General features: G+C 36.2%; 3 protein-coding genes. 2 read left to right on the top strand and 1 reads right to left on the bottom strand.

Annotated features, from left to right (window positions below):
- A partial coding sequence (locus tag AC22ZQ_RS13280; protein ID WP_318959248.1) for a hypothetical protein occupies positions 1-727 on the top strand: 727 nt, incomplete at its 5' end.
- Here the strand turns inward: AC22ZQ_RS13280 and AC22ZQ_RS13275 are convergent.
- Positions 705-2414 (bottom strand): adenylate/guanylate cyclase domain-containing protein, encoded by a 1710-nt coding sequence (locus AC22ZQ_RS13275; protein ID WP_318959247.1) that lies wholly within the window; start codon positions 2412-2414, stop codon positions 705-707. The genes AC22ZQ_RS13280 and AC22ZQ_RS13275 overlap by 23 nt on opposite strands.
- Positions 2415-2614: 200 nt before the next feature.
- Between AC22ZQ_RS13275 and AC22ZQ_RS13270 the strand changes: the two genes are divergently transcribed.
- The coding region (locus tag AC22ZQ_RS13270; RefSeq protein WP_318959246.1) for a phosphohexomutase domain-containing protein at positions 2615-3602 on the top strand (988 nt) is incomplete at its 3' end.

Genomic DNA, 3602 nt, shown 5'->3' with positions numbered 1-3602 from the left:
GGAGATAGATAAATCAGAACGTCTTGAGAAATTGGAATCGGTTAAGGCAAAGTTGGATGATTTGTTTGAAAAGAAACACGGAAAAGGAGGATTAACGCTTTGGAAGAACAATAAAGCTTTCTACGCTCAGCCTATTTTACAAATGGCTGCTGTTGTAATTCTTATCGTGATATTTTTCAACAATCTGAATTTTAACAAAGAGTCCTCTTTAGCAATGAAACAAGAGTCCAAGAAGGAGTATAGACCTGAACCGAATTCTGTTGTACTAGAAAAGGAGGAAATAAAACAAAAAGAGGAGGTGGCTCCTGAAGAAATAAATCCCAAAGAACAAAAGCTTGAAGAACCAGAAGAGGTAGATGATCAAATACAAACGGAAATAGCACCAGAAGTTGATGCTTTTGCTAAGGTTATGGATGATATACCTGAGGTGAATGAAGAAGCTGAAGAATTAAACATCATTTTGTCGCCGGATGAAAAAGCAAAGTATTTAGAAAGTAATCAAGTGAGTTCAGTACAATTGAGCTCGGAACAGAATGAAGTGATTTATGCCTTTTCATCTAGTCCAGATGCAGCAATATTAGTGAACGATTCTTTAGTTGGTAATGTGGCGCCGTTAAATACGGGGGCCGAATTGAGTAAATCTTTGGCTAAAAAGGTAGCTATTAAAAGGGATGTTAAACTAGAGGACAAGCAAGATGAGTTTGCTATTTTGACGCCTTTATTCTAACATCAACCATTTCTTTTAGTTGTTTTTTTAAAGATTTGATACGTTCCTTTTTACCACCTAATCTGATGTTAATCGAGGTGTCGGTATAATATCTATGCGTATTTACAAGATAGTCCAATTGGAATTTAATCCACTCTTCATCTGTCATAACAGTACCCTTTTCTTCGAGTTCTTTACGCAGTCTATTGGCTATCGTTGTGTAGTCTGGTCTACCTAAATAGTCATGATCAGCATCACACATGATCTTTTCTAATAGGGTTTTGGGCTCTACAGTAAATTTCGTGCTTTTAACGATGTTTGAAATGATTTCTATGTGTTCATCATTGTAACCATAATTGGGTAACATAGATTGAAGCAGTTGAATGGCGATGTCTTCGTTATTATTGTAACGCAAGATAAAACCTGCATCATGAAAAAGTGTTGCCGTTCGAAGAAGTATAAGTTCCTCCCCTGATACACCTTCTAGTTTCGCTATTCGAATGGCACTTTTTTCAACATTTAAGGTGTGTTTGATATCGTGATAAATAAGTTCTTCTGGTAAACTTGTTTTAAGTTTATTGAGGATGTCCTTTCTGGAGTGTTCAAAATCCATCTCCATTAAGTCTGCCATCTTTCTTATGTGTGAACATGCAATTTTACCTTCTCCGTATAAACTGTATTTAGTTTTAATAGTTTCGAGGGTATACATGTCTAAAGAGCCACCATGCTTCATAGGTATTTCCCCCCTATGGTTCAAATTGAAGTACTTACTTATTTTCTCAGCAATTACTTTTGTAATGTTTATGGTGTTGGGTTCGGCATGTTGTTCCGCTCTTGCAGCAATGTTAACCGTATCTCCCCAGACATCGAAACTTGTCTTTTTTGTACCAATAATCCCCGCAACCAATGGTCCAGAGTGTATTCCTACTCTCATTTCCCAGTAGGGCTCATTCATAGCCTTTGAGATTGCAATACGCGTGTTAATGAAATCACGCATTTCTATGGCCGCTAAACTTGCCCTTATGGCAGGGTGTTGATTATCTTCGGTAACCCCGGCAAGCGCCATGTAGGCATCTCCAATGGTTTTAATTTTTTCTAATTTATAACGCTCAACAATTTCGTCGAATTTGGTAAAGTATGTTTCTAGTTGTTTTACTAATTCTAAAGGAAGCATGTCCTTTGAAATTTTAGTAAACCCAACGAAATCTGTAAACAATACTGTACCATCATCAATTCTTCTCGGTGAAAATTTACCGTAAGTATTTAAATCGTTGAGAACGTTTTCCGGAAGAATATTAGAAAGCAACTGATTAATGCGAAGATCTTTGAAGTAAAGTTTTTTCAAAACACCAACTTTCGCTCTGGTAAGACTCCTTTTATAAGGGGTGTGAATGTAGTCTATAGCCCCTTGTTTGAGTCCTTTAACAAATTGGTATCCATTTACATCTCTGGCAGAAGTGATGATTTTATAGCTGTCAATTCCCAACTTTTCCTTGGCTAATTGTTTGATAAAAGCTAATCCTCCAAAGGCTTCATCATCAATGTTAATGATCATGATTCCAAATTCTCTTCTGTTAAGTTCTTCGTAAACATCTTCTGGGGTTTCAACAAAAACTAAATTATTACCATTTCCACTTAAAATTCGTTTCAAGTCGGCAATATTCTCTGCTTGATTATCCAGTACAAGAATGTTTATAAATCGCTCCACAATGTGAATATATCATTTTCCATTAAAATTTCCTTTATCTACAAGAAATATTAGGTGTAAGTGTGTTAAATGAATGTTGTTTAGCGGTAATATAATGACGAAACGTTGAGTAGGATAATCCATTTTTAAAGTAAGATTTCAAAAACTTAGAGAGCTCTTTATTCAGCATTGATTATTTTAGCAGGGAATTAGAACTAACTATGGATAAAATTAAATTTGGTACAGATGGTTGGAGAGCCATCATAGCAGATACATATACTACTACTAATGTTGCTCGTGTGAGTTATGCAACGGCTCAATGGGTAAAACAAAACTATGAAACACCTCGCATCGTCATTGGTCATGATTGCAGATTTGGAGGAGCTTTGTTTATGGAAACAGCAATTAAAGTTTTCATTAAAGAAGGTATACAAGTTATTAAGGCGGAAGGCTTTGTTTCTACACCAATGATTTCATTAGCGGCGAATAAATACGATTGTGGAATAGGAGTGGTAATTACAGCTTCTCACAATCCGCCGAGTTACAATGGATATAAATTAAAGGCTAGTTTTGGTGGACCGCTGGTTCCTGAAAAAGTGGCTGAAGTAGAGGCCATCATCCCTGATGTTATGCCTTATGATTATAAGACTGTTAGTTTAGACGGACTTTCGGAAGATCAATTGAGAACGGCTGATTTAGAAACAGAATACGTTAAACACGTAGAGGCTAATTTTGATATCGAGGCAATTAAAAATTCAGGGTTGAACTTGGCGTATGATGCCATGTATGGGGCTGGACAAAATGTGTTAAAACGTATTTTCCCAGATATGCATTTCTTGCATTGTGATTACAACCCAAGCTTCATGGGACAAGCTCCAGAGCCTATCGCGAAGAACTTAAAAGAACTAGAAGCGTTTATTAAAGAACGTGGAAATATAGATTCTGCATTGGCTACAGATGGTGATGCAGATAGAATTGGTTTGTACAACAAAGAAGGAGAGTTTGTTGATTCTCATCACATCATTTTATTGTTGATTCATTACTTAGTGAAACACAAGGGGATGAAGGGTGAAGTGATCACTGCATTTAGTTGTACACCTAAAATTGAAAAATTAGCCAAACACTATGGTTTAGCATCAACAACTACTAAAATTGGATTTAAGTACATTGCTGGATTAATGACAGAAAGAGATGTATTGTTAGGTGGTG

This window comes from Lishizhenia sp., from assembly GCF_057456495.1.
The sequence above is the reverse complement of the archived record's forward strand: the minus strand, read 5'-3'. Positions and strand labels throughout refer to the sequence as shown.